Annotated in this window: 24 protein-coding genes; 23 read left to right on the top strand and 1 reads right to left on the bottom strand. The window is 46.6% G+C overall.

Features of this window, described 5'->3' with window-relative positions; translation table 11 throughout:
* Positions 1-73 precede the first annotated feature (73 nt).
* From NYE58_RS00735 to NYE58_RS00765, 7 genes are all read left to right on the top strand, one after another.
* Positions 74-1,195 (top strand): ABC transporter ATP-binding protein, encoded by a 1,122-nt coding sequence (locus NYE58_RS00735; protein WP_076126826.1) that lies wholly within the window; start codon positions 74-76, stop codon positions 1,193-1,195.
* Positions 1,196-1,405: 210 nt separating this feature from the next.
* Positions 1,406-2,344, top strand: a complete 939-nt coding sequence (gene hprK / locus NYE58_RS00740) for an HPr(Ser) kinase/phosphatase (protein ID WP_036687047.1) — start codon at positions 1,406-1,408, stop codon at positions 2,342-2,344.
* A 12-nt stretch (positions 2,345-2,356) separates the two neighbouring features.
* Positions 2,357-3,388, top strand: a complete 1,032-nt coding sequence (gene lgt / locus NYE58_RS00745; protein WP_076126827.1) for a prolipoprotein diacylglyceryl transferase — start codon at positions 2,357-2,359, stop codon at positions 3,386-3,388.
* Positions 3,389-3,393: 5 nt separating this feature from the next.
* Positions 3,394-4,050, top strand: a complete 657-nt coding sequence (gene ppaX, locus NYE58_RS00750) for a pyrophosphatase PpaX (protein WP_076126829.1) — start codon at positions 3,394-3,396, stop codon at positions 4,048-4,050.
* Complete coding sequence (locus NYE58_RS00755) at positions 4,047-4,556, top strand: acyltransferase (RefSeq protein ID WP_170914218.1); 510 nt, start codon at positions 4,047-4,049, stop codon at positions 4,554-4,556. The genes ppaX and NYE58_RS00755 overlap by 4 nt, the downstream gene beginning before the upstream one ends.
* 293 nt (positions 4,557-4,849) lie before the next feature.
* The gene (locus NYE58_RS00760; RefSeq protein WP_076219572.1) at positions 4,850-6,058 is read left to right on the top strand and encodes an acyltransferase; all 1,209 of its coding nucleotides are present in this window, start codon (positions 4,850-4,852) and stop codon (positions 6,056-6,058) included.
* A gap of 111 nt (positions 6,059-6,169) precedes the next feature.
* Positions 6,170-7,327, top strand: coding sequence for an acyltransferase (locus NYE58_RS00765; RefSeq protein WP_076219571.1), 1,158 nt, complete (start codon positions 6,170-6,172; stop codon positions 7,325-7,327).
* Between the two features lie 70 nt (positions 7,328-7,397).
* Here NYE58_RS00765 and gntK read toward each other — a convergent pair whose 3' ends face one another.
* Complete coding sequence (gene gntK, locus NYE58_RS00770) at positions 7,398-8,927, bottom strand: gluconokinase (RefSeq protein WP_076277742.1); 1,530 nt, start codon at positions 8,925-8,927, stop codon at positions 7,398-7,400.
* A gap of 280 nt (positions 8,928-9,207) precedes the next feature.
* Between gntK and NYE58_RS00775 the strand changes: the two genes are divergently transcribed.
* The 16 genes from NYE58_RS00775 (at position 9,208) to NYE58_RS00850 (ending at position 26,390) form a co-directional block, all read left to right on the top strand.
* Complete coding sequence (locus tag NYE58_RS00775) at positions 9,208-10,425, top strand: ATP phosphoribosyltransferase regulatory subunit (RefSeq protein ID WP_076219570.1); 1,218 nt, start codon at positions 9,208-9,210, stop codon at positions 10,423-10,425.
* Between the two features lie 69 nt (positions 10,426-10,494).
* Positions 10,495-11,133, top strand: a complete 639-nt coding sequence (gene hisG, locus NYE58_RS00780) for an ATP phosphoribosyltransferase (RefSeq protein WP_036687062.1) — start codon at positions 10,495-10,497, stop codon at positions 11,131-11,133.
* A gap of 38 nt (positions 11,134-11,171) precedes the next feature.
* The gene (gene hisD, locus NYE58_RS00785) at positions 11,172-12,482 is read left to right on the top strand and encodes a histidinol dehydrogenase (RefSeq protein WP_341000900.1); all 1,311 of its coding nucleotides are present in this window, start codon (positions 11,172-11,174) and stop codon (positions 12,480-12,482) included.
* Entirely contained in the window at positions 12,469-13,077 is a 609-nt protein-coding gene (gene hisB, locus NYE58_RS00790) for an imidazoleglycerol-phosphate dehydratase HisB (protein ID WP_036687073.1), read from the top strand. Before hisD ends, hisB begins: the two co-directional genes overlap by 14 nt.
* Before the next feature lies 1 nt (position 13,078).
* Positions 13,079-13,702, top strand: a complete 624-nt coding sequence (gene hisH / locus NYE58_RS00795; protein ID WP_340033846.1) for an imidazole glycerol phosphate synthase subunit HisH — start codon at positions 13,079-13,081, stop codon at positions 13,700-13,702.
* Positions 13,703-13,744: 42 nt separating this feature from the next.
* Complete coding sequence (gene hisA / locus NYE58_RS00800; protein WP_076126839.1) at positions 13,745-14,482, top strand: 1-(5-phosphoribosyl)-5-[(5-phosphoribosylamino)methylideneamino]imidazole-4-carboxamide isomerase; 738 nt, start codon at positions 13,745-13,747, stop codon at positions 14,480-14,482.
* A gap of 776 nt (positions 14,483-15,258) precedes the next feature.
* Complete coding sequence (locus NYE58_RS00805; RefSeq protein ID WP_341000901.1) at positions 15,259-15,429, top strand: hypothetical protein; 171 nt, start codon at positions 15,259-15,261, stop codon at positions 15,427-15,429.
* 130 nt (positions 15,430-15,559) lie between these two features.
* Positions 15,560-16,318, top strand: coding sequence for an imidazole glycerol phosphate synthase subunit HisF (gene hisF, locus NYE58_RS00810; RefSeq protein WP_036687077.1), 759 nt, complete (start codon positions 15,560-15,562; stop codon positions 16,316-16,318).
* Complete coding sequence (gene hisIE / locus NYE58_RS00815; protein WP_076220888.1) at positions 16,315-17,028, top strand: bifunctional phosphoribosyl-AMP cyclohydrolase/phosphoribosyl-ATP diphosphatase HisIE; 714 nt, start codon at positions 16,315-16,317, stop codon at positions 17,026-17,028. The genes hisF and hisIE overlap by 4 nt, the downstream gene beginning before the upstream one ends.
* Positions 17,029-17,042: 14 nt before the next feature.
* Positions 17,043-17,870 (top strand): histidinol-phosphatase HisJ, encoded by an 828-nt coding sequence (gene hisJ, locus NYE58_RS00820; protein ID WP_076277719.1) that lies wholly within the window; start codon positions 17,043-17,045, stop codon positions 17,868-17,870.
* Positions 17,871-17,896: 26 nt separating this feature from the next.
* Complete coding sequence (locus tag NYE58_RS00825; RefSeq protein WP_036687083.1) at positions 17,897-18,847, top strand: ribose-phosphate diphosphokinase; 951 nt, start codon at positions 17,897-17,899, stop codon at positions 18,845-18,847.
* 232 nt (positions 18,848-19,079) lie between these two features.
* Positions 19,080-20,819 (top strand): tetratricopeptide repeat protein, encoded by a 1,740-nt coding sequence (locus tag NYE58_RS00830; protein WP_076277720.1) that lies wholly within the window; start codon positions 19,080-19,082, stop codon positions 20,817-20,819.
* A 150-nt stretch (positions 20,820-20,969) separates the two neighbouring features.
* The gene (gene trxB, locus NYE58_RS00835) at positions 20,970-21,923 is read left to right on the top strand and encodes a thioredoxin-disulfide reductase (protein ID WP_341000902.1); all 954 of its coding nucleotides are present in this window, start codon (positions 20,970-20,972) and stop codon (positions 21,921-21,923) included.
* A 350-nt stretch (positions 21,924-22,273) separates the two neighbouring features.
* Positions 22,274-23,701 carry a glucuronate isomerase gene (uxaC, locus tag NYE58_RS00840; protein WP_341000903.1) on the top strand — a complete coding sequence of 476 codons (1,428 nt, stop codon included), beginning with the start codon at positions 22,274-22,276 and terminating at the stop codon, positions 23,699-23,701.
* A gap of 57 nt (positions 23,702-23,758) precedes the next feature.
* Entirely contained in the window at positions 23,759-24,763 is a 1,005-nt protein-coding gene (locus tag NYE58_RS00845) for a LacI family DNA-binding transcriptional regulator (protein WP_076126848.1), read from the top strand.
* A gap of 157 nt (positions 24,764-24,920) precedes the next feature.
* Positions 24,921-26,390 carry a tagaturonate reductase gene (locus NYE58_RS00850; protein WP_076219202.1) on the top strand — a complete coding sequence of 490 codons (1,470 nt, stop codon included), beginning with the start codon at positions 24,921-24,923 and terminating at the stop codon, positions 26,388-26,390.
* Positions 26,391-26,397: the final 7 nt, after the last annotated feature.

The following is a 26,397-nucleotide window of genomic DNA, read 5'->3' on the forward strand; positions in this document are numbered from 1 at the left end:
CTAGGGTAATATAAATGTACAAGGAAAAAAGAATTTTTCAATTAATCAATAATTAACTCGAGGGGGAAATACAATGGCAGGCGTACGTTTAGAGCATATTTTCAAAAAATACCCGGGTTCAGATAAAGCAACAGTAATGGATATCAATCTTGATATTAAAGATAAGGAATTTCTAGTATTGGTTGGACCATCCGGTTGCGGTAAATCCACAACTTTGCGTATGATCGCTGGTCTGGAAGAAATCTCCGAAGGTAAAATGTACATTGGCGATCGTGTAGTCAACGACGTTGCACCTAAAGACCGCGATATCGCGATGGTATTCCAATCCTACGCCCTGTATCCGCATATGAGCGTATACCAAAACATGGCTTTCGGTTTGAAACTTCGTAAAGTGAAGAAAGATGAAATCGACAAGAAAGTACGTGAAGCTGCTAGAATTCTCGATATCGAACATTTGCTAGATCGTAAACCAAAAGCACTTTCCGGTGGTCAACGCCAACGTGTCGCTTTGGGACGCGCTATCGTACGTGATCCACAAGTCTTCTTGATGGATGAGCCTCTTTCCAACTTGGATGCTAAACTTCGTGGTCAAATGCGCGCTGAAATCACTAAACTGGTTAAACGCCTTGAAACCACTTGTATCTACGTAACGCATGACCAAACAGAAGCTATGACAATGGGTGACCGTATCGTAGTTATGTATGATGGTATCATTCAACAAGCTGCTTCCCCTGAAGAGTTGTACAATGAACCAACTAACCTGTTCGTAGCTGGATTTATCGGATCCCCTACAATGAACTTTATCAATGGTACTTTGTCCGAAGCAAACGGTTCTATCCGTTTCCGCGCTGAGAACCTTGATGTTGAAGTACCAGGCGGAAAAGCTCAAATCATCCGCAGCAAAGGCTACATTGGCAAAGAAGTAATTATGGGCGTTCGTCCAGAAGATATCCATGAAGAGCCAGTATTCTTGGAAGCTTCCCCGAACACAATCTTTACTTCATTGGTTGATGTAACTGAAAACCTTGGTCACGAAATGCTCCTTTACTTGAGCGGCCTTGGTAAATCTACTGTAATCGCTCGTGTAGATGGACGTTCCACTACTCGCGAAGGCAGCAAGCCAAAATTGGCTATCGATATGAACAAAGTTCACTTCTTCGATAAAGAATCCGAAGTTAACATTCTGTTGGGATAAGATCGCAGGATCTTTTCTCTCTTGATAAAGCCACCCGAAAGGGTGGCTTTATTGTTTAATTAGGGTCGTAATGGATAGGCGTTAAGATTGCATTCACAAGCGTTATCAATTAAGATAGCAGGAGAATTACCTCCGGAATTGTAATGAGATCGCTGTCAACCGGACGCAGTAAGCGGACATATACCGCAGGTGACGAAAGGACGAATTTACATGGCTAAGAAAGTAAAAGTATCTGAATTGGTACAACATTTTCAATTAGAGGTTATTTCCGGCCAGGAAGGTCTAAAACGACCTATTACGGTCGATGACCTGAATCGCCCTGGACTAGAGATTGCTGGTTATTTCGAATATTATCCGGAAGAACGTGTTCAACTATTAGGTAAGACAGAACTCGCATTCTTCTCCATGCTGCCTGAAGCTGAACGTAAAAGTAGGCTTCGTGGAATCTGTAATGACAATACCCCTTGTATCGTAATTACCCGTAGTTTGGATGTGCCACAGGAGTTAATTGATATAAGTAATGAAAAGGGACTTCCTGTGCTTCGTAGCTCGATGGCTACGACTATTTTCTCCAGCCGTTTGACGAGCTTCTTAGAAGGGAGATTAGCCCCTACAGCAACGATTCATGGTGTGCTCTGTGATGTATATGGTGTAGGTATGCTGATTACTGGTAGTAGTGGTATTGGTAAGAGTGAGACAGCCCTTGAACTTGTAAAACGTGGACATAGACTGATCGCTGATGATGCCGTGGAAATCCGCCAGACTTCAGATAACCAGCTGCATGGTACAGCCCCTGAGTTGATCCGTCACTTGTTGGAAATTCGCGGAGTAGGTATCATTAACGTAATGACACTTTTTGGTGCGGGTGCTATCCGTAATCATAAACGGATTACACTTGTCGTTAGATTAGAGGCTTGGCAGCAAGACAAGCAGTATGACCGGCTTGGACTTGATGAGGAAACAACGCGGATTATTGATACCGATGTTCCACTTGTAACCATTCCTGTACGTCCAGGACGTAACCTTGCCGTTATTATTGAGGTTGCTGCGATGAACTATCGCCTGAAGCAAATGGGTTTTAATGCAGCCCTGCAGTTTACGAATAAGTTAACTGCGACCATATCTGAGGATATGGACGATCTCGATTAGGAGTGTGAGACAATGTTCCCATTAGCAATAGATCCTATTGTATTCTCAATTGGATCACTACCTGTACACTGGTACGGGTTAATACTAGGGGTCGGTGCACTCGCGGGATTATTTCTTGCGATCCGCGAGGGCAAACGGTTCGGAATCCCGCAAGAATTCTTTATGGATATGCTGCTACTGGGTGTACCCTCGGCAATTATAGGGGCACGGATTTATTTTGTAGCTTTTAAATGGGACGATTATAAGCATAATCTGATAGACGTCTTTAAGATCTGGAATGGCGGCATCGCCATTTACGGCGCATTAATAGGAGCGATTATTTGCGGAATTATTTATTTCCGTTATAAGGGTTACCCTTTCTGGCGTATTGTTGATATTTGCGCACCTGGACTACTGGCGGGTCAAATGATTGGCCGCTGGGGAAACTTTGTCAACCAAGAGGCATACGGCAGCGTAGTTGAGGAATCTTTTTTACGGGATAAACTGCATTTGCCTGACTTCATCGTTAATCAAATGTACATAGGGGATGCTTTTCATCATCCGACCTTCCTGTATGAATCTCTTTGGAGCTTACTAGGGATTGCGTTATTGATGGTTCTCCGTCGTCAGAAGTTTGTACGTGCTGGAGAAATCTTCATGTCTTACTTTATATGGTATTCCATCGGTCGGTTCTTCATCGAGGCTGTGCGTACTGACAGTTTAGCGTTTAACGGAAGTGCAGGACTGGCTTCGTTTATAAACGGCTTATGGAGTCCGATGGAATGGTTAGGTTTTGAACAAGGATATTTGGATCCTGCCTATGGTAATATTCGTATTTCTCAGCTGCTTTCTCTACTGATTATTGTGGCAGCTATATTGCTGATCGTTATTCGCAGAGTAACCGGAGAGCCTAAAGCACATTATTCTGACCCTATCGTATGTACTAAACCGATCCAAGCAGATACTGTAGTGCCAGAAAGCGCAGTAAATACACCGCAGAAAACTCGTCAAGGAACACAACCTGAGCAAGGACAGCCAGCGGATGGAGATAAGAAGGAGCAGTAAAACTTATGATAGAATGCGTTCTTTTTGATCTGGATGGAACGATTGTCGATACGAATGAGCTAATCATTAGTTCATTTATGTACGCGCTGAAGGACAATGGTCTGGCTCCACTGACCAGAGAAGAGATAATTCCGCATATGGGAACAACCCTTCAGCAACAGATGAGAGTATTCTCTGGACTAGAGGATGTAAATGGTACGTTAGAAAAGTCCTATCGTTCTTATAATAATGAGCATCATGATGAGTTAGTGCGTTCTTTCCCGCTTGTAAAGGAGACTATTGAGGAGCTCTCGCGTCGTGGGATCAAACTTGGGATTGTAACTACTAAGATCCGTCCAACAACGATCAAGACCCTGGAAAGGTTCGATTTGCTTAAGTACATGGATACGATTGTGACTGTGAACGATGTTACTGAACCAAAGCCACATCCGGAGCCCGTTCTGACAGCGGTCCACAATCTTGGTGTTGATCCTCGCAAAACCTTAATGATAGGTGACAGTGCAGTTGATATTCAATCAGCCAAAGCTGCCGGTGTATACGCTGCTGGAGTATCTTGGTCTTTGAAGGGCGAGGATACGCTCCGCAAGTATGATCCGGACTTTATCATCCATAACATGAAGGATATTATAGAAATTATGGAGCGAGGAACGAATGAATCGTGAGAAACGTAACCCGTTATCCAGTAGAAGGTCATAACTCACTTTGGTATATTTACCGTACGGTCAGCCCTTGGAAGGGTGTCCGCAACTTTATTTTTATTCAGATTGCCCGCTATTGTCCGATTCTACCGTTAAAGAATTGGATCTATCGACGGATGCTGGGGATGAAGGTTGGTAAACACACGGCTTTTGGTCTTATGGCAATGGTGGATGTGTTTTTTCCGGAGAAAATAACGGTAGGTGAGAATTCTATTATTGGTTATAACACGACGATTCTGGCGCATGAGTATCTGATCAAGGAATATCGCCTGGGCGAAGTGGTGATCGGTGAAAATGTATTGATCGGCGCGAATACAACGATTCTTCCCGGTGTAACCATTGGAGATTGGGCAGTTATAGCTGCTGGCTCCGTGGTGCACAAAAATGTGGCGGCTGGCTCTTTTGTCGGAGGCAATCCTCTGCGAGAGCTGCGCCCCTCTTCAACGGAAGAACATGCGGAACAAGTGTAAACGATGCTTTTTTAACCCTGCAGTTACATATTGCGTTTTTTTAGCGCAGGTTCTGCAGGGTTTCTTGCGTCTTAGAGAAGATTATTAAGGAAACTTTAAGTTCTTCTTAAGTTTTTAGAACAGATACATTCGATATAATTAGCGTTAGTGATAAGGCGAATCCCACGCTAGGCATTCAGCTTCAAATATCAGAATGTAAAATCAGCAGGTGCAGGCTTCCTGGTATTTTCAGTTTCCACATTCCGCTTAGCGTCTCTATGAACAACCATCATAGTAGAGAAGAGGAATATAATATGAACACTGCGAGACAGGAAAGGCTGCCCCAGCTGGATATTTTCAGAGCATTAGCGATCTTAGGCGTATTGCATGTGCATTCCTCATCTTTTGCGGCTGGAGAGCAGGCACTGCATTCCCCTTATTATTACTGGCTGAACTGGATCAACATTTTCTTTAAATTCGGTACGCCCTCATTTATTTTTCTGAGCAGCTTCGTATTGTTTTATAATTATTATGGGCGTCCTGTGACACGCAGCTTGATTATTAATTTCTACCGTCGTCGATTAAAGTATATTTTATTACCTTATCTGCTAGCCTCTATGGGCTATTATGCACTAACCTTATATGTGAACGGACGATTGACCCAGAACCTCGGTGGCAACCTGTACAGCTTTATTAGAGCGTTATTCTCAGGTTCCGCATATGCGCATTTGTATTTTGTATTTATCAGCATTCAGTTTTATTTGCTTTTTCCAGTACTGCTTAAGCTACTCCAGAGTTCCCGCTTTTTAATTAAATGGGCGGTTCCGCTCGGATTGGCACTTCAGTGGGGGTTTATTTTCTGGAATAAATACGAACTGCACATTGTTGAAAAAGGGAGCCTGGCGATCTCTTATCTGGCTTATTATATGATGGGTGCTTATATCGCGATTCACTTTGAGAAGGTGAAGACGTGGCTGATGAAGCCATGGAGGGAGCTAACTGCCAAGCAAAAGGGATGGACTGCCCTGTTAGTGAGCGGGTGGTTAATTGCAGCCTTTATCCATGTGCAGCTTTGGTATGTGGCCCGCCATTTTGGGGTGTGGACGGATTCGCTGTGGTACGAGCTATTATGGAATGTCCATACGATGTTATCAGCATTGGTTCTGTTGTATGCTACATTCCTGATCTACCGTAAGGCCTCTCGCGGGATTGTTGCTTTTTTAACACGTTTGGGTGAACTCTCATTTGCGATATATTTGGTTCATCCGCTATTGCTGGCGGTATATCGCAGGTTCCGATATCAGATTCCCCTAGAGTCGCTAACATATGTTTTGTTCATCTACGGAGGGCTTGTGGTCGCACTGGGAGGGAGCTGGCTTATTGTGCAGTTTGCTTTCCGGCGAGTTCCGGGTTCATGGATTATTTTTGGAAGCGTGCCTCGCTCTTTGGAATCCAATCCGCAGGAAAAGTCAGGTTATATCTCTGAGGAACGGGCAAAGGGGTTCGTGCAGCAGGAGAAATAGCGTTAGAAGAAGGTCTGATACACGCACACGCTTAAACGTGGGGAAGTAGCCTTCATAATATTTGATTAAAAAGGCATCATTTCGATGCGGAGCTTAACAGGAGGAAAGATTATGAGACAAAAAGAAAGAATTCCGCAGCTGGATATTTTTCGGGCGATTGCTATTTTTGCAGTGCTGGCTATTCATGCTACTTCACGAACGTTGGCGGAGACACTAGGTACAAACATGTTTCATCCGTTCTTATTTATTAATAAATTCAGCCAGTTCGCCGTACCTTCATTCATATTTTTGAGTGGGTTCGTGCTCTTCTATAACTATATTGACCGTCCGCTGGGTGGCAAAACGCTAGGAAAGTTCTACACTAGAAGGCTGCTTTATATTATTGTGCCTTATGTAGTATTTTCACTGCTGTATTTTGCGTTAAAAATGAATGCCGGGAATACTTGGGGCTTACCTCCGGGGGAGATGGCTTCTAAGCTATGGAAGTATTTATGGACAGGAACGGCATATACGCATCTGTATTATATTATTATCATTATTCAGTTTTACGTGTTATTTCCGCTCATTTTGTGGTGTTTGCAAAAGGTTCGTCATCTGGCGGCTTGGGCGCCGCTGATCGGGTTATTACTACAGTGGGGTTTTGTGTTGCTGAATAAATACATGACCAATCACGGGTATTGGCAGTTATCCAAGGGGAGTCTGGCGATCACTTATTTCTCGTATTTCCTGCTGGGTGCTGGGGTTGCAGTGTATTACTCTTCTTTGAAAAAATGGTTAGTGCCTTCACGTGAAGGCTGGCGCGCCGGTAAAGGTCCGGTTTGGATTACGTTGTGGTTGTTATGGATTGTAGCAGGGGTTGTTCATGTTGAGCTATGGTTTAACAATTACACGGAAAAAACTGTCATCAACAGCTTATGGTATGAGGGTTTCTCTAATCTACATGCGCTGCTCTCTTGTGTGGTGCTGTTGCAAATCTCCTTCTTGCTCTATGGGGCGGGTCGTAGCTTGCTGACAAGACTTTTGGTATCTGTGGGAGCATGCTCCTTCGGAATTTATCTATTGCACCCTATGCTGCTGTATTTCTATAGAAAATTACCATTTCACGGGGGTTCTCTTGCGTACATCGCAGCGATTGTAGGAGGATGGCTTGTTGCGCTGCTGGTTTCATGGCTGGCAGTGGCTCTCGTCTTCCGGTATGTGCCTGCGTCTTGGATTATTTTCGGATCAGGCGCACAAAAGAAAGCAAAAACAGGCTCCATAAGCACATAGTCTACTGCTAGGTAATATAAAAGCGCCGGTCTCCCGTATATGCGGGTTGACCGGCGCTTTTATTTTTTGTCTATTCTCCAGCTTGTTCCCGCTGAAACTCCGCAATAGCTTGATACTGGCTTTCCAGACTACGGTAGACGGAAATATAAATCGGCAGCAGCTGCTTGTACACTTTGGTATGTTCATCAATCGGATCATGCTGGTAAGTTGAACCGATCATGTCGAATACAACATCGAAGGAGTCCACACGGCCCGTTGCGTATAGACCAAGCACTACTGCTCCGAGGCAGGAGCTTTCGATACTCTCCGGAATGATGACCTCTTGATCAAAAATATCAGACATCATCTGCCGCCAGATTGAGGAACGGGCGAAGCCGCCTGTAGCCAGAATTTTGCTAGGACGCCCGATTTGCTCTTCCATAGCCAGCAGAACCATATACATATTGAAGATTACGCCTTCTAGTACCGAGCGAATCATATGCTCCTTATGGTGATTCATAGAAAGGCCGAAGAAGGAGCCACGAGCATCAGGATTCCACAGCGGTGCCCGTTCACCAGTTAAGTAAGGATGGAATAGAAGACCACCGCTACCTGCCGGAACTTGTTCCGCGATGCGCGTTAGAACCTCGTAAGGGTCAATGCCAAGACGTTTGGCGGTTTCGACTTCAGAAGCAGCGAACTCATCCCGTACCCAGCGGAACAGCATACCACCGTTATTAACGGGCCCTCCGATCACCCAATGTTTTGGGGTTAAGTTATAACAGAAGGTCCGTCCTTTAGGGTCGGTAAGCGGGTGATCCACTACGGTGCGAATCGCTCCGCTTGTTCCAATCGTTGCGGCCACTACACCGGGTTTAATCGCGCCTACGCCAAGGTTGGACAAGACGCCATCACTGGCTCCTACGACAAAAGGTGTCGTCGGGAGCAGTAGTAGCTCCTCTGCTAGACCGGGAAGCAGGCCTTGCATGATCTCTGTGGTGGGAACAAGCCGTGAGAGTTGACCTGGTGAAATATGGGCTATCTCCAGGGCCTCTTGATCCCACTCCAAAAGTTCAAGGTTGAGCATGCCTGTAGAAGAGGCAATGGAATGATCGATGATGTATTCGCCGAACAGCCGAGCGAATATGTATTCTTTTATAGAAATGAATTTATAGGTTTGTTGAAACAACTGAGGCTGCTCTTCCCGAAGCCACATTAGCTTGGTAATCGGTGACATAGGATGAATAGGCGTTCCTGTGCGCAAATACAACTCATGTCCGTTGAACTCGTTCTTCAGGCGAAGTGCAGATCCGGCACTACGGTTGTCAGCCCAAGTGATGCAGGCAGTAAGTGGTTTACCCAGCTGATCAATTGCAATGACACTGTGCATGGCTGAACTGAAGGAGACGAATAGGATCTTATCTGGAGTTACGGCGCTTTGCCGCATGACATTAGAGAGGGTATGAAAGACTGCACGTAGGATTTGCTCTGGGTCCTGCTCCGCTATAGAAGGGGAGGGTTGATGCAAGGGATAACCCATATTCGCTTGTGCAACTATGGCTCCATTCTCCTCGAAGAGAACTGCCTTTGTACTTGTAGTACCAATATCAACGCCAATCATATAGGATTTAGTCAAGCGTTAGCCCTTCTTTCTAGTTGAAAGTATATTTTTAGAACACCAATTACAAAATTATGAAGTACAATCGTATTAGCTCATTATAGTATTCGATAAGCGGGGAGGCAAAAATAAAGAAAATGCCAAACGCTCGACTAAGGGTTTGATTGACGAAAAAGCAGTGAACATGATACGATATTGAAAATACTTTAATTTGCTACCACTTTACCATAGTAAAGTAAACATAAACAGTATCTAATGATAACTGACGAGGTGAACAATGAAGATGTCCAAACCAAAGGGATTTGAGAAGCCGTCTGGCGTTCGGGACTATCTGCCCCGGGCCGTAACGAAATTGCGCAAAATTGAGAACGATGTACTGCATTGCATGAGTCGCTGGGGATATCAGCAAATGATGACTCCAACGTTGGAATATTACGATACAGTTGGCGTGGCTAGCTCTACGTCGGACCAGAAGCTCTATAAATTACTTAACAATCGTGGTCAGGCTTTGGTGCTTCGATCAGAAATGACTGCCCCGGTTGCCCGTGTTGTTGCCTCTCTATTGAAGGATGAGCCACTGCCATTGCGTCTGTCATATCACGCGAATGTATTCCGTGCCATTGAGGAAGAAGCGGGGCGGGAAGCGGAGTTCTTCCAGACAGGTGTAGAGCTGGTAGGTGATGATTCACCTGAAGCCGATGCGGAGGTAGTTGCGCTTGCTATTTCTTCGCTGCAAGCCGCGGGTGTGAAGTCTTTTAAGATCGCTATGGGGCATGTAGGCTTTCTGAATGGGTTATTTCAAGAGGCACTTCCTGAACTGCCTGAGGCTCAAGAGGAGCTGAAAAGTCATTTGCTGGGCCGTGACTATGTTTCTTTCCGGGAGACTTTACGGCGGCTGGATCTTACAGAAGCGCAGAAGAACGAACTGGATGGGCTGCTGCGTCTGCGCGGAGGCAAGGAGATTTGTGGACAGGCGCTAGAGCTGAGCAATCATCCGCTCGCGCGTCATTCGATTGATCATTTGTGCAAGGTGTGGGAGGTGCTGGTCTCTTACGGCGTATCACAGCATGTACTGATTGATCTGACGATGATCGGGGACTTTTCCTATTATACAGGCATGACTTTTGAAGGTTATGCAGCGGAGTTAGGATTTCCGGTATGCAGTGGTGGTAGATATGACAATCTGCTGCAACAGTTTGGGCGTCCGATCCCATCCACAGGATTTTCCTTAAAAACGAATCGCATCCTGGATGGTGTAACTGGAGTGGCCGAAGAGGAAGAGCTGCCTATTTTGATCCAATATGATGCGATTCGCAGAAAAGAAGGCTTGGAAGAGGCAACACGCCTGCGGTCAGAGGGTCATGCAGTCGTTACTAGACTTGCTGCAGGTCCAGAAGAGCTTGAAACGGTGAAGCGTTTGGATACGGACACGGTTGAAGCAGAGGGTGTACGGTACGGTGAGATCTATACATTCGTATCTTTTGTAAGTGAGCATGGCTGAGGATATCGCTAGTACAAAAAGCGATTAACATAAATTTTGCATGGAGATGGAAAAGGAGGCAACTTAACAATGGCACAGATATTGAAGGTGGCTATGCCAAAAGGCCGGATTTACGAAAAGGCTGCTGAGCTGTTCCGCCAGGCAGGTCTTCCGATTCCACCGGACGGTGAGGCATCACGCAAGCTTGTTATTCCGCTGCCTGAGGCAGGGATGGAGTTTATATTGGCGAAACCAGTAGATGTACCTACATATGTAGAATATGGCGTGGCGGATATTGGGATCGTGGGCAAGGATGTTTTGCTGGAGGAAGATCGTGATGTATACGAGCTGCTTGATCTTGGCATTGCCCGCTGCCGGATGTCGATCATCGGATTGCCGAACTGGCAGCCGGGAATTCAGCAGCGTGTAGCGACCAAATATCCGAATGTAGCTTCAAGGTATTTTAGGGAGCAGGGGCAACAGGTCGAGGTAGTGAAGCTAAATGGATCCATCGAGCTTGCACCACTGATTGGTCTGGCCGATCGTATTGTGGATATGGTAGAGACCGGGCAAACGCTGCGGGACAACGGATTAATCGAAATGAAGAGTATATTCGAAATTACAAGCCGCCTGGTGGCAAATCGTGTGAGCTATCGGATGAAAAATGAAGAGATACAGCAACTGTGTGACCGACTACAGGCAGTTATAGGGCAACCTAATTTGCGGTAGGCGGCAACAGATGTTAGGGGTAAAGGGAGGAACCAGCGATGAAGGTTGTGTCGAGCAAGGACTTTAAGCTAGAGCGGGAAGTGGAGTATGGTACGCCAGAGCAAAATCAGGCGGTAAAGGAAATTGTGGCCGCCATTAAAAAAGAAGGAGACACAGCGCTTCTTCGCTATACGGAGCAATTTGACCGGGTTGCACTTACGCCGAATCAACTGCGGGTAACGCCGGAAGAGCTTCAGGCAGCGTATGGCCGAGTAGAGCAATCTTTCGTATCTGCCATTCAAGCAGCTGCAGCCAATATCCGGGCGTTCCATGCCAGACAGAAACGGAATTCATGGATGGATTTGCAGCCGGATGGCACGATTCTGGGGCAGATTATTCGTCCGCTGAAGCGGGTAGGGGTATATGTACCTGGTGGCAAAGCAGCTTATCCCTCCTCGGTGCTGATGAACGTGATCCCAGCACAGATCGCGGGTGTGCCGGAGATCGTCATGGTGACTCCGCCATCCACCGGCGGCAAGGAAGGGATTGACCCTTATATCCTGGTTGCTGCCGCAGAAGCAGGTGTGAATGAAATCTACCGTGTGGGCGGAGCACAAGCGGTAGCTGCTTTGGCTTTTGGTACGGAGAGCATAGCGCCGGTAGATAAAATATGTGGGCCCGGCAACATATACGTTGCGCTGGCTAAACGCGAGGTATATGGCGCCGTGGATATCGACAGTATCGCGGGTCCAAGCGAAATTGTCGTGCTGGCAGATGAGACCGCTGAGCCGGCTTATGTCGCAGCGGATCTACTTTCGCAGGCCGAGCATGACGAGATGGCCTCGGCGATTCTGGTCACGCCATCGCAGAGCCTGGCGGATAACGTGGCGGCCGAAGTGGAGCGTCAGCTGCAAAAGCTGCCGCGTCAGGCGATCGCCCGTTCTTCGGTAGAGAATTACGGCGCGATCATTGTTGTGGAATCTATGGAGGAAGGGATCTCCGTAGTGAATAGACTGGCACCAGAGCATCTGGAGATTGTTGTCGAAGATCCTATGGGCCTCGTAGGCAGCATTGAGAATGCTGGAGCCATCTTCCTGGGAGCGTATAGCTCCGAGCCCGTGGGTGATTATTTTGCCGGGCCAAATCATATTATCCCAACCAATGGGACCGCACGTTTCTCGTCACCAGTGGATGTGGATGATTTTATTAAAAAATCAAGTCTGATCTATTACAGTAAGGAAGCACTCTTGCGTGATGGGAAGACCATTATAGAGCTGGCACGTCGCGAAGGCTTAGAAGGCCACGCACGAGCCATTGAGATTCGACTCAAGAACGAAGGAAAAGGTGGAGACGGATATGGAGAACAATAACGAACAGGCCCTGCGCCAAGCTGGATTAAGCCGTAAAACAAACGAGACGGATATAAAGTTGTCTCTTAACGTAGATGGAAGTGGAGTTTCAGAGCTGGAGACGGATGTTCCTTTTCTGAATCATATGTTGGATCTGTTCACGAAGCACGGACAATTTGACCTGTCTGTACAGGCGCGTGGAGACATCGAGATTGATGACCACCACACGGTTGAAGACATTGGGATCTGCCTAGGGCAGGCACTGCACGAAGCACTGGGTGATAAAAAAGGAATCAAACGTTATGCGAGTGTTTTTGTACCGATGGATGAGGCGTTGGCGCAGGTTGTGATCGATATCAGCAATCGCCCGCACTTTGAATATCGTGCAACCTATCCTTCACAGCAGGTGGGCAGCTTTTCGACGGAGCTTGTTCAGGAGTTCCTGTGGAAGTTCGCGCTCGAAGCACGGATTACGTTACATGTTATCGTACACTACGGTTCTAACACACACCACATGATTGAGGCTGTATTCAAAGCGCTTGGACGGGCGCTGGATGAGGCAACTTTGATTGATCCCCGTGTGAAGGGTGTGCCTTCTACGAAGGGAGTGCTGTAGGATGACTGTTGCAATCGTCGATTATGGCATGGGCAACCTGCACAGTGTGAGTAAGGCGGTAGAACGTCTCGGTTATGAGTGTGTAGTGACGGGTGATGCCGAGCAAATTCTCGCTGCTGATAGTGTCATTCTGCCAGGTGTCGGTGCATTTGGCGATGCGATGGGGCATTTGCGGGAGAATGGTTTGGATCTTGTCGTCAGACAGGTAGCCGCTGGAGAGCAGCCTCTGCTTGGGATCTGTCTTGGCATGCAGCTGTTGTTTAGCACCGGTGAAGAGCATGGCAGCCATGAGGGGCTAGATATTCTCTCGGGTTCAGTGGTGCGGTTCGCTCCTAGAGATGGCTATAAGGTGCCGCATATGGGGTGGAACAAGCTCAGCTTTAGACAGCCGGAGAATCCGCTTTTTGTTGGCCTTGAGGAGGGGCATGTGTATTTTGTCCACTCTTATCACGCGCTTGTAGCAAAAGAGAGTGATCTGCTGGCTGTCACGGATTATGGTTACCCAGTCACGGCTATTGTCGGGCAAGATAATGTGTTCGGTATGCAGTTCCATCCGGAAAAAAGCGGAGAGCTGGGAATCAAGCTGTTGGGTAATTTTTTGAAGATTAAGAGAGAGCGGGCGTAAGCCACGCTATAAATATAACGGAACGAAAGTGGGGAGCGCCAAATGTCTTCTTTTATTGTATATCCGGCGATTGATATTCGGGATGGAAAATGCGTCAGGCTGCAGCAGGGGGATTACAATCAGGAAACGATATACAATGATAGTCCACTAAAGGTGGCAAAATCATGGGAAGAGCAAGGTGGAAAGTTCATTCATTTGGTGGACTTAGATGGTGCGAAAGCGGGTCATCCTGTGAACGATGCGATTATCGGTGCTATTGCTGCTAATGCTAACGTTCCTGTGCAGGTGGGCGGTGGTCTTCGCAATCTTGCGGACGTAGAGAAATTGCTCGGACTTGGCGTTAGCCGCGTCATTATCGGTACTGCTGCGATTAATGATCATGCTTTTACCGAAGAGGTATTGGCAAAATACGGCGATAAAGTCGCGATCGGCATTGATGCGCGCAACGGTTATGTTGCGACACACGGCTGGCTGAACACCTCTGAAGTACGTGCTGAAGCTCTTGCCAAGGAATTGGCGGCAAAAGGAGCCGAGACATTCATTTACACCGACATCTCCCGCGACGGGATGATGCAGGGACCGAACGTGGACGGTATCCTGTCCATGGCGCAGGCCAGCGGTAAAACTGTGATCGCGTCCGGCGGAGTCACCAGTCTTGATGATCTGTTGCGTCTGAACGTGCACAGCGGCAGCGGTGTAGGCGGAGCTATTGTTGGCAAGGCGTTATACACGGGCAATATTGATCTTTCTGGAGCTTTGCGAGCGCTTGGGCAGAAATAGCGTTGGGCGAGCGCGCTAATTGATGAGCGGATGAACAAAAAGACGACATGAGCTAGCCAAGGAATAGTGGATTAATGAAACAGACAGAACCAACAGTGGGTTAAAGAAATAGACTTAACAGTAACGTAGTGAACACAAATCACTAAATCACCAAACTAATTAATAAACGAGCGAATGAACAAAAAGACAATAGATGAACTAGTAAATGAGCAGTGGGTTAAAGAAATAGACGTAACAGTAAATGAGTAACTAATGATAATTAAATGAACGCCCAGAGAAGCAAACTAGCAAAAGTTAAACGAACAAACCAGCAAAAGGGCTTAATAACAAAGCAACAAACCAATATACCAACAAAAGAGCTAAAACAAACCAGCTGGCCAATAAAGCAACAAACCCAACTAGCTAATGTGTTTTCACTTTGCAAAAATCTCATCTCATTACGAATGGCGTAACGACTTGGGCGCTGTTTCAACGAGGGATCCGGTGAAATTTTAATACCTGTGAAGATAGAGGTTACCCGCTAGCTAAAACCCGCTGCACAATCTGCTACAATAGGCGTAATGAGGCGGCGGGAAGGGTATTTTTCCTCGGATGATGATTTAAGTGTACTTTATACAGCTATTTTTCACATTTAGAGCTGATTAGCTAATTTAGTTGTATTTCGTGCAGCTATAACTCAGAGATGAGTTGATTTATAAGCTCATCCCCAGATTTAGTTGTACGAAATGCAGTTAAAAGAGTAGCTTGCAAACAGGCTGATAAAATAACTGCACGTTGTGCAATTAAATACTCGTGGGCTTGCAGGTGGCGTGAGCCCTTCCGACCACATAAGGGCCAAAACCGCGGAACATGAAGGTGTTATGGATCTAGGAAGCGGCTACGAAGGGGTTAGCGATCATAGCACATGTTCAGCCGTGTGGGCTATGGTTCAGCCGGATGGGCTATGATCCGCCATGCCAACAATCAAGGTTTTCAGAGGGCAGGGGCCCTTGGGCTCCCCCTGGGCTAAGAGGGCTTTAGGGGGACGGACACACTTTAGGTGCTTGAAACGCTTTTTAAAGAAAGGGGGATTTCATAATGTTAGCAAAACGTATCATCCCCTGTCTTGACGTTAAGGATGGACGGGTAGTCAAAGGCGTTAACTTTGTGAATCTGCGTGATGCTGGAGATCCGGTAGAGCTAGCGGCGCTGTATGACCGCGAGGGCGCAGATGAGCTTGTGTTTCTCGATATATCGGCTTCCGTAGAAGGTAGAGCAACGATGATCGAGGTTGTGCGGCAGACCGCTGGTGAGATTGCTATTCCTTTTACAGTGGGTGGAGGGATCTCTACAACTGATGATATGAAAAGAATTCTTCGTGCAGGCGCAGACAAAATCGGCATTAATACGGCAGCCATCACTAATCCTCAGTTAATTTTGGACGGTGCTCGCCGATTTGGCTCCCAGTGTATTGTAGTAGCGATAGATGCTAAATATAATGAGGCTTTTGGTGAATGGGAAGTGTACACTCATGGCGGGCGTAAGCCCACCGGCATCCGTGCTCTGGCTTGGGCTAAAGAAGCTGAGAAGCTGGGCGCAGGCGAGATTTTGCTCACTAGCATGGATGCAGATGGCACAAAAGACGGCTTCGACCTGAAGCTAACCTCGGCAGTATGCGATTTGCTCAGTATTCCTGTGATTGCTTCTGGCGGCGCTGGGAAGAAGGAGCATTTTTACGATGTATTTACGGAAGGGAAAGCCGATGCGGGACTTGCGGCGACCATTTTTCACTATAAAGAGATTGCAATTAATGATTTAAAGGCAGATTTGAAGCAAAAAGGGGTAGAAATCCGATGAGCGAAACACAAAACAATACCACATTAAGCCAAAAAGAAGCTCTGGCAGGCATTCGCTGGAATGAAGCGGGTCTGGTGCCTGCCGTTGTTCAGGATGCTAGCAGTTTAGAGGTACTTATGGTTGCTTATATGAACTCCGAATCGTTACAGCTCTCACTGGAGAGTGGTCAGACTTGGTTTTGGAGCCGTTCACGCAGCGAACTTTGGCATAAAGGCGGAACCTCAGGCAACACACAAGCTATTACCTCCATATCCTATGATTGTGATAGCGACACACTACTCGTGAAGGTTGTGCCTGAAGGACCAGCTTGCCATACTGGAGCTACGTCATGCTTTTTCCGTGAGATTCCTTTGAATAACCCAACAACGGATGCTTCGAAATCAGTGTCTAGTCTGACGGATGGTGAGCGTTTTGCTGTTCTTGGTGAGCTGGAGCGTGTGATTGCTGAACGGGAAGTGGAACGCCCGGAAGGCGCGTATACCACTTATCTGTTTGATAAAGGCGTGGATAAGATCCTCAAAAAGGTAGGCGAGGAAGCTTCCGAGACCATAATTGCCGCCAAAAATAAAGATAACGCCGAGCTGCGCCTTGAGGTCAGTGATCTGATCTATCATCTGTTGGTATTGCTGCAAGAGCGCAAGCTTCCACTGGATGAGATTATGGAAGAGTTGAGTACCCGTCACGAACGCCCACGCCGGGATCAGTACTAAGGGAGGACTGAGTGATGCATATTGATTACCACACGCATCATGAACGCTGTGGCCATGCCGTGGGTAAGCTTGAGGAGTATGTACAGCGCGGGATAGAGCTTGGACTTCAGCAGCTGGGATTATCCGACCACTTGCCGCTCATCCACGTAGATCCCGCCAGCTATTATCCAGAAATGGCTATGCCAATGGCTGAGCTGCCTCGTTATGTGGAGGAATGTCTAACCTTAAAGGAGCGTTACCGTGGAGTCATAGATCTGCGGGTGGGGCTGGAAGCCGATTATATCGAAGGTTATGAAGAGCAAATCCGCGAGATTTTGTCGCCGTATCCATGGGATTATCTTATAGGTTCTGTACATTTTCTTGGGGAGTGGGATATTACGGATCACCGCCAGGTTCATGGTTGGGAAGGCAAAGATGCGCTAGAGGTATATCGTCTTTATTACGATGCGGTAAAGAAGTCGGCGTTATCGGGATTATATGATATTATAGGACATATGGATGTTATTAAACGGTTCGGTTATGGCCCACAAACACCGGAGGGCACGGCTGAGGTAAGGACGCTAGAGCTAGAGACCTTAAAGGTTATAGCGGATAGCGGAATCGCCATGGAGCTGAATGCATCCGGACTTACGAAGCCTTGCGCTGAGATGTTCCCGGCCGAGCATCTGCTACAGGAGGCCCTAAAGCTCGGCATACCGCTGACATTAGGCTCCGATGCACATGATCCTGCCAAGCTGGGGGACGGGCTGCAAGAGGCGCGTAGTATGCTTTGGCACACTGGTTTTCGTGAGCTGGCTGTATTTGAGGGACGCCGCCGTACCACTGTTCAGTTCAAACTATAATAATTTATAATCCGCAGGAGGGTATTATGCATCATCAACAATTACGTATTTTTTCCGGTTCGTCGAATCCAAAGTTAGCGGCTGATATTGCGGAGCGACTTGGTGTTGAATTGGGGCAGATAAAGCTGACCCGCTTCATGAGCGGCGAGATTTACGTGCATTACGAAGAAAGCATCCGGAACTGCGACGTATTTTTGGTGCAATCCCTTTCGCATCCCATTAATGAGATGTTCGTGGAGCTGCTGGTGATGATAGATGCTGCCAAACGGGCTTCAGCTCGTACAGTGAACATTATTGTGCCGTATTATGGATATGCTCGGCAGGAGCGGAAGTCCGCACCTCGTGAGCCGATCTCGGCTAAGATGGTGGCTGATGTGCTCACGACCGCTGGAGCAACCCGCGTAATCACCATCGATTTGCACGCAGCGGCGATTCAAGGCTTTTTCAACATTCCGGTCGATCATCTGACTGCACTCGATTTGATCAGCAGCCATTTGAAAGCCAAGGCAATGTCTGATCTGGTCATTGTTTCCCCGGATGCAGGGCGTGCGTCTATGGCTGAGAAGCTGGCGAATAAGCTGGATTCACCTTTTGCCATTATGATCAAGAAGCGCCCAGCCCATAATGAATCGGTAATCACTCATGTCATTGGTGATGTCGAGGGACGGACACCTATCATTATTGAGGATCTGATCGATACTGGGACGACCATTGTGAATGTGGTAGAAGGTCTGAAGGAGAGAGGTGCGAAGGACAGTATTGTCTGCGCGACGCACGGATTATTCTCAGGGCCCGCGCTACAGCGGCTTGACCATCCTTCTATTCAGGAAGTGGTTACGACAGATTCTATTGCACTGCCTGATGACCATTCAAGTCGGTTTACGGTATTATCTGTTGCACCGATGCTTGCCCAGGCTACGCACATCATCCTTGAGGGTGGTTCAATCGATAAGCTATTTAGAGACGCGGGAATTTAATTCCCCGTCTTTTTTATTTTTTGTCAAAAAAGATGTTGTAAGCAGAGTGGTAGAGTCTTTCTCAACTTGAGATTCTCGCTGTCACATGTGGTATACTGTGTGGAGATACCCGCGCCCAATAAGGGAACGGAATAGCGATTAAGGATGGAGCTCCGGCATACCCCATAGGGCGCCGCCCTCCTATTTTTCGTTAGTATAAGGAAGCTTCTTATAAGGGAGGTGCCTTGCTTCCATGATTGAGAGAACTTCAGAGTATGAACTGGGGAATGATAATGTGATTCCTGTAACTCTGAATGCCAATTTTTTCTTTGAAAGAGCCGTTCGGTCCTTGGATCGCTTTCAATATGATAAGGCATTAAAGAATTTTCGCAAAGCTGTAGAGTACGAGCCGGAGAATCCGGTCAATCATTGCAACGTGGCTGGCGTATTATCAGAAATGGGTAATTATGAAGCGTCCAACGACATTTTAACCCATGTACTGGAGAATATTGATCCGGCAATGACGGAATGTTATTTCTATATGGCTAACAACTTCGCCAATATGGAAAGCTATGAGGAGGCAGAACGCTCACTCGTCACTTATCTCGAAGAAGATGTGAACGGTGAATTTCTGGCCGAATCGGAAGAATTGATGGAGCTGCTGCAATATGAGCTGGACCGTCCTGCTCCACTTATCCGGATTAGAAGCCGGGAAGGTGTAATAGAGCATGAGCGAGCCCGAGCACTGTTGGAGGAGGGCAAGTTTACACAAGCCGTCACTTTGCTTGAAGAGATTGTGAGCAATACGCCTGACTTCCTGGCGGCACATAACAACCTAGCCCTAGCGTATTTTTACATGGGTCGTTTTACCAAAGCTAAGGAATGTATTATGCGGGTGCTGGAGCTGGATTCCGGGAATTTGCATGCACTCTGTAACTTAGCGATCTTCCTTCAGTATGAAGGTGACCGCGGGCAACTGGATGGATTGTTACACCTTCTGGAGACCACCATTCCGTTTCATCAGGAGCATCTGTTCAAAATGGCCACCACCATGGGGATTCTGGGACGCCATAGAACCGCCTATGGCCATTTTAGACGTCTGTTGAAGGATGAAGAGGTCGGTGGCGACGCCAGTCTCTATCATTACTGTGCGGCAGCTGCCAGCAATAGTGGCCTGTATACAGAAGCCCAGCGCTGCTGGCAGAAGGCGGCTAAGCTCGATCCGGAATCGGCTGTGCCGAGATTTTTTCTTGCTCAGCTGCAGCAGGCGCAGGGGGAAGGTAAAACGCTGTCGCTGGTCAGCTACAACTATCAGCTTCCTTTTCAGGAGCAGCTGAAGCTGTGGAAGGACAACAAGGGCAGCTTTACCGAAGAGGTACGGAACAATCCGCTGCTTCGCTCTTCCTTCTTCTGGGCGCTCCGCTACGGGGATGCCAATACGAAGCTTCAGGTTACAGAAGCTCTGCGGTGGATCGAAGATGAAGAGATGTCCGAAATTCTGCAAGGACTTCTAAAGCAGCAGCCCTTGCAGGAAGAAAAGCTGCAAGAAGCGGCACTTCTTAGTCTGCAGCGGCTGATTGGAAGTGTTCCTGAAGAGAATGTGCTTCAGGAAGTCAAAGAAACCTCTTCCCCGCGTCTGAAGGGACTGCCGGAATGGAGAGAGGATTGGCAGAAAGTTATCGACCAGACCCTTAGTATGATGGATCGAAGATATGATGCAATCCACAAAAAAGATGCTGAATTACTGTGGAAGCAATTTCTGAGCAGCCTTTATCCGGATGTTCCGTTTATCCGTCATGCGAATGGCTGGTGTGCTGCCTTAGAATATCTAATCGCTAAAACGCATAACCTGCCGGTCACCTACCGTGAAGTAGCCCAGCGTTACAATGTTTCCGTTTCTATGGTCAGTCGTTATGCTCGGCGCATAGATGAGGAATGTAGTTTCGAGGGAAGTGTGAGCGACAGCCTTCCGCCATTTACCGAGAATATCTAAATCGATCATGTAGTATTTCGTAGAAACGGAGCCCTTTTTATATGTCTTGCGTAACGCTAATGTTCCTTATAGGGACACCGAAGGCGTCTATGCTCGCCAAAAAAGGGCCCGTTTCTTCTAAATAAACCCTATTGTGAGGAGGCCACTGTTATGTACAAAACGATTGTAATCGGAACAGGCCCAGCCGGGCTTACTGCTGCAATTTATTTGGCACGTGCTAACCTAAACCCACTTGTGATTGAAGGTATGCAACCAGGTGGACAACTGACAACGACAACAGAAGTCGAGAACTTCCCAGGCTTTCCTGAAGGAATTCTAGGCCCGGATTTAATGGACAACATGCGCAAGCAGGCTGAACGTTTTGGGGCTGAATTTAAGAATGGTTGGGTGGATTCAGTTGATTTTTCACAGCGTCCATTTAAAGTGACTGTAGATGGATTGGGAGTATTAGAGGCGGAGTCAGTGATCATCTCAACCGGCGCATCTGCCAGATATTTAGGAATCCCCGGGGAGCAGGAGAATGTGGGCCGTGGGGTCAGCACTTGTGCTACTTGTGACGGATTCTTTTTCCGTGGCAAAAAGATTATTGTCGTCGGTGGTGGAGATTCAGCGATGGAGGAAGCCAGCTTTTTAACCCGGTTCGCTTCCAATGTAACATTGGTTCACCGTCGTGATGAGCTTAGGGCTTCGAAGATTATGCAGGCTCGCGCACGGGATAACAGTAAGGTATCGTGGGCTCTTAACCGTACACCGCTTGAGGTTACAACCGACGAGTCTGGCGTTAAGGGACTGACGGTTCGCAACAATGAGACGGGAATTGATGAACTCATCGAAGCGGACGGAGTGTTTGTCGCGATTGGGCACACGCCGAACATCGGATTTTTAGGGGGGCAAATTACGACCGATACCAACGGCTACATTGTGGTCAACCCTGGAACGACAGAAACGAACATCCCGGGCGTATTCGCTTGTGGCGACGTGCAGGATACCCGTTATCGTCAGGCAATTTCCGCAGCGGGATCTGGCTGTATGGCAGCAATGGATGCTGAGAAGTACCTAGAGGGCACGATGGTGCATGACTGGAGCGAAACACTGGATAGTTAATTTTGCGAGAAATCGTAGTCGATGACATATAAGCAGGTTATCCTTTTTCTAAAGGGTTGCCTGCTTTTTTCAATATTGGCGGGGCCGTGTCCAGATATTAAATATGTTGTTTATTTATTACCGCTCGGAAGTTAAAATAACTGTAACAATGTCTTTATAAAAAGACTTGCGCATTTTAAAAATACGTTTACAATGAAGATATAATGTTAACGTGAACAATTTACACAAACCCTATTATAAGCAATAATTTTAAGTTTAAAATATTTATTAAGAAATCGACCGATTGAATAAATGTTCACGTTAAACTTTGTGTAACTCCCATTCGAACTTAAAGGAGAGCAGCAAACCTCATGAGTAAAAAATTCATGGATGAGAACTTCTTATTGTCGAGCGAGACCGCAATTAAGCTGTTTCATCATCATGCGAAAGACATGCCCATTATCGATTATCATTGCCACCTCAGTCCAAAAGAAATTTATGAGAACAAAACGTTCAACAATATCACCGAAGCTTGGCTGTATGGCGACCATTATAAATGGAGAGTGATGCGCGCTAACGGTATAGAAGAGAAATTTATTACTGGCGATGCCAGTGATTATGATAAATTTTTAGCCTGGGCTAGAACGGTTCCGATGATTATCGGGAATCCGCTATACCATTGGACGCATCTGGAGCTGCAACGTTTCTTCGGTGTATATGAGTTGCTGAATGAAGCTAACGCACCAAAAATCTGGGATGAAGTGAATAGACAGTTACAGGGTGAAGGATACGGAGCAAGAGATTTGATCATTAAATCGAAGGTAACTACGGTTTGTACTACCGATGATCCTGTAGATAATCTGGAATATCATGAGAAAATCAGTAATCTGAGTGGGTTCAATGCTAGCGTTGTGCCGGGATTCAGACCAGACAAAGCGCTTGAAATCAACCGTCCTACCTTCCAGCCTTGGGTAGCTCAGCTAAGCGAAGTTTCGGGAATGGCTGTTAAGAATTACGGACAGTTTCTTGCAGCATTGGAGAGCAGAGTGAGATTCTTCCACGCCAGAGCCGGCCGTGTATCTGACCATGCTTTGGATGCGGTAATGTTTGAGCCTACTACCTTGGAGGAAGCTACAGCTATATTCGCTAAAGCACTTTATGAAGGCACTGTAAGTGAGAGTGAAGAAAAGAAATATAAAGGATTCACGCTAGTATTCCTCGGCAAATTGTATAACGAGCTGGATTGGGCGATGCAATTCCATATTCATGCGCTACGGAATAACAACAGCGTAATGTTCGGACGTCTCGGACCTGACACGGGTTATGATTCTATCAATGACGGCGTGATTGCTAAGCCTTTGGCGGGTCTGCTCGATGCGCTGGATCGTGAGAATGCGTTGCCTAAGACCATTTTGTACTCATTGAACCCTAATGATAATCATGTTATTGCCAGTCTAATGGGCAGCTTCCAGGGCGGCGGTATTCCAGGGAAGATTCAATTCGGAACCGCATGGTGGTACAACGATAATAAAGACGGCATGCTGGAACAGATGAAGACACTTGCTAATCTAGGCGTACTTAGCCAATTTGTTGGGATGTTAACAGACTCCAGAAGTTTTTTATCGTATACCAGACATGAGTACTTTAGAAGAATCTTGTGTGATCTAGTAGGCTCTTGGGTAGAAGCTGGAGAAGCCCCGGATGATATGGAGTTAATGGGCAGTATGATTGAGAACATCTGTTACAATAACGCTGATCATTATTTTAATTTCTCGAAACAGGCATTGGTGACTAGGTAATCGTTATGATATCCTTACATGGAAGAGCCAAACCCGTTTAATAAGGAAGGTTGACCCATGGCACCTACAATCAAGGATATCGCCAAATTGGCGAATGTATCGCATACAACTGTATCGAGAGCACTTAACAATAGTCCACTAATTAAAGAGGTCACACGTAAAAAAATTGCCGAGATCGCTGCGCAAGTGGGTTACGTCCCTAATTACAATGCCAAAAGCCTTGTGATGCAGCGATCCTATACCATTGGTCTGTTCTTCACGAGTATTGCCAACGGCACAACTTCTGGTTTCTTCTCTGATACGATTCGTGGTGTAAATAGGGTCATAGATGTAGAGTACAATCTGTTCATCCGTGGGATCGACGATTATGCGGATTACTCCTCTATTCATCGCAAACGTTTTGATGGAATTATTCTAATGAGCCAGAGTGAAGCAGATAATAAATTCATTTACCATGTTGTCCAGCAAGGCATTCCAATCGTTGTGCTGAACCGGCAAATTGATGACCGTTCCATTATCAACATCATCTCGAACGACCGGGAAGGTGCTTATAATGCAGGCAAATACCTGATCGAAAACGGGCATCAAGACATTGCAATTATTGAAGGTGTCGAGGGCTTTAAATCCACACAGGAACGCAGAGATGGCTTTATAAAAGCTTTGATTGACCATAATATCCCTGTTCGTAATGACTACATGATAAGCGGTAGTTATGATATGCAAAGTGGATATGAGGCGATGGGCAAGCTGCTGGATCTCGAGAAGCCACCGACTGCTGTGTTTTGCTCCAATGATGATATGGCGATCGGGGCTATGAAAGGCGTGTTTGAGCGAGGGCTGCAGGTGCCAAATGATATCTCTGTTGTTGGTTTTGACGACATTGGGTTTTCACTTTTTGCCAATCCTTCACTCACCACGGTCAAACGTCCTATTGAGAAGATTAGTGAGCAAGGCGCTCGCCAGCTGTTAAGCTTGGTCAAGGAACCCTCAGAAAAAGACGGGCGAATCTCGATCGAGACAGAGCTTATTGCCAGAGAATCAGTCAGGAAGTTGCAGAAGTAGAGGCTGCGCATAGCAGCCTAATCCTTTACCTTCGTAAAGGGTTGCTATTTAAAATTTTCACGTGTGCATATATTTAATTGATTAGTAATATAAATATGATTTTATATAGTTTATTTAATAAGTTTATCGTGTGCATTTACTATTAGGAGGCGTTAATATGAAAAGATTAAATAGTGATAATTGGACAGCTTACAAGCAGTATCCTGAGAAGGTTCTACAATTTGGCGAAGGCAATTTCATGCGCGCCTTTGTAGATTGGCAGATTCATACCATGAATCAAAAAACGGATTTCAATGGTGGAGTGGTTGTTGTACAGCCATTGGCTAACGGACTGGCAGAAATGCTGAATGATCAGGATGGGCTGTATACCCTTTATCTGCAAGGCATTAAAGACGGAGCGGCTGTAAAAGAACACGAGGTAATTAATTGTATTACGCGGACGCTTAATCCCTATTCACAGCATGAGGAGTATATGAAGCTGGCTGAGAACCCTGAGCTGCGCTTTATCGTGTCTAATACTACTGAAGCGGGAATTGCTTTTGAAGCTGGCGACAAGTTAACCGATACGCCGCAGAGTAGTTTCCCAGGCAAGCTGACGGCCTTATTGTACAAACGTTATCAAACTTTTAATGGGGAGGCTTCTAAAGGTTTTATCATCATTCCATGCGAGCTGATTGACCGGAATGGTGATGAGCTCAAAAAGGTTATTTTGAAATATGCTGAGCTGTGGAATCTTGGAGAAGGTTTTGTGAACTGGTTGAATGAAGCTAATACCTTCTGCTGCAGTCTGGTGGACCGCATTGTTCCCGGTTATCCAAGAGACAGCATTGCCGAGATTACAGAAGAGCTGGGTTATGAGGATAAGCTGGTCGTTGTCGGCGAGCAATTCCATCTTTGGGTGATTGAAGGGCCACAGTGGATTAAAAAGGAGTTCCCGGCTGAACTAGCAGGTCTTAATGTGCTGGTGGTGGATGATATGGCCCCTTATCGGACTCGTAAAGTGAGGATTTTAAACGGAGCTCATACAGCTATGACACCCGTAGCGTATTTGTACGGTATTGATACGGTTGCTGAGGCCATTGAGCACGAAGAGGTTGGAGCGTACGTGAAGTCCTTAATCTATGATGAGATTATTCCAACGCTGGATCTGCCGGCAGAGGAATTGAATTCTTTTGCAGACGCGGTATTAGAAAGATTCCTGAACCCTTATGTGCAGCATTACTTGATGAGCATTTCCCTTAATTCTATATCGAAGTTTAAGACAAGAGATCTGCCTTCTTTACTGCAATATGTAGAGGCCAAAGGACAATTGCCTGAAAAGCTTGTCTTCTCATTGAGCGCATTAATTGCCTTCTATAGAGGACGCAGAGGGGAAGAAAACATTCAACTGGCTGATGATACGGATATTTTGGAATGGTTCGCCTCCTTATGGGGAGGATGGGATGGCACAGACACCGGGCTGCGCGCACTGGCCGTCGAAGTACTTGCCGCAACCAATCGCTGGGGCTGTGATCTGAATGAAGTGGCTGGACTTACTGACAAGGTGACAGAAGGACTGATTGCGATTGAGAAAAATGGCATGAAGCAAGCCTTAAAAGCGTTCGTGAAGAGACCGGCACACAACTAATACCCTG

This window comes from Paenibacillus sp. FSL L8-0708 (assembly GCF_038009325.1).
GTDB lineage: Bacteria > Bacillota > Bacilli > Paenibacillales > Paenibacillaceae > Paenibacillus_AQ > Paenibacillus_AQ odorifer.